Here is a 1701-nt window from a genome sequence, read left to right on the forward strand (position 1 = left end):
TGCTCGTTGAGGATGACGAAAAGCTCGCGGGGTTGATCGCGCACTTCCTCTCCCAACATGGTTTTGAGGTACGCACAGTGCACCGTGGCGATCTGGCACTGGCGGCATTTCTCGAATTCAAGCCGAAAATCGTTGTGCTCGACCTGATGCTGCCCGGCCAGAGCGGCCTGCATGTGTGCCGCGAGATCCGCAGCGTGTCCGAGACACCGATTGTCATTCTCACGGCCAAGGAGGACGACCTGGACCACATCCTGGGCCTGGAGTCCGGAGCCGACGACTACGTCATCAAACCGATCAAACCACCGGTATTGCTGGCCCGGCTGCGCGCCTTGCAACGTCGCCAGACACCGGAAACCACGGTGCGCGGCTCGCTGGAGTTCGGCCGTTTGCTGATTGATCGCAGCTGCCGCGAAGTGCGGCTGGCGGGTGAGGGTATCGAGCTGACCACCATGGAGTTCGAACTGCTGTGGCTGTTGGCCAGCGCCGCCGGCAAGATTCTTTCCCGCGATGACATCCTCAATCGCATGCGCGGCATCGCCTTTGACGGACTCAACCGCAGTGTCGACGTGTACATCAGCAAGCTGCGCGGCAAGCTCAAGGACAATCCCAGAGAACCGGTGTGCATCAAGACCGTTTGGGGCAAGGGTTATCTGTTCAATCCATTTGCCTGGGAGCTCTAGATGCTAAGGCTGTTTCTGCGGCTGTACGTCATTCTCGCCTTTGGCTTTGCAGGGGCGATCTGGACGGTCAATTACATTTTTGCCGAGCTGTTGCCCGAGGCCAACGAGACTTATAACCGCGAAGCCATGCGCGGGCCAGCTTACAGCCTGGTCGAATTGCTCCGTCCGGTCACCGGCATTGCGCGTGATGAGCGCCTGGCGGAGCTGAAAACCCACTACGGGCTGCGCCTGAAGCTGGTGCAGAGCAGTGAGCTGGATCTCTCTGAGCGAGAGCAAAAACTGCTGGCTGACGGTCTGTTGGTCGTGCGCGGGGATTTCAACGAGTTTATCGCCAACATCGATGGCGGCCCGCAGTTGTTGAACATAAAACTCCCGGAGGAGCCCAAGTGGCTGTATGTCTGGGCCTACGCTTTACTGGGCGTGTTCCTGGCTTTTGTCCTGTACTTCTGGGTGCGACCGCATTGGCGCGACCTCGAACTGATCAGAGTGGCCGCGCAACGTTTCGGCGATAACGATCTGACCTCGCGCATTCAATTGTCCAAACGCTCGAACATTCGCGTGCTGGCCGAGCACTTCAACCAGATGGCCGCGCGTATCGAAGGCTTGATTGCCAATCAGCGGGAGCTGACGAATGCGGTGTCCCATGAGTTGCGCACGCCGATTGCGCGCTTGTCGTTCGAACTCGATCAACTCAAGCAACAGGCCGATCCGAATGAGCGTAAAGCGCTGATTGCCGATATGTACGCCGACCTCGGTGAGCTGGAAGAGATGGTTTCCGAATTACTGACCTACGCCAGCCTTGAGCGTGGTGCCACGGTGATCAGTCTCGAAAACATTCAGGCCCACAGTTGGCTCGACAGCGTGGTCGGCAACGTTGCCCTGGAGGCCGAGGCGGCCGGGGTGCAACTGTTGATTCGCGCCTGTGGGGTCGACTCTGTGCGGATCGAGCCGCGCTTTATGGCGCGGGCGGTGATCAACCTGCTGCGCAATGCCATTCGCTACGCCGAGCGACGGGTGGAGG

The 1701-nt window shown here is 59.3% G+C and carries 2 protein-coding genes; both read left to right on the forward strand.

From position 1 onward, the window contains the following. On the forward strand, positions 1 to 680 hold a 680-nt coding region (locus AC1DH9_RS28615; RefSeq protein WP_477809278.1), incomplete at its 5' end, for a winged helix-turn-helix domain-containing protein. Then, positions 681 to 1701: histidine kinase dimerization/phospho-acceptor domain-containing protein (locus AC1DH9_RS28620; protein WP_477809279.1), on the forward strand; the 1021-nt coding region annotated here is incomplete at its 3' end.

The organism is Pseudomonas sp. 05T35, from assembly GCF_056396605.1.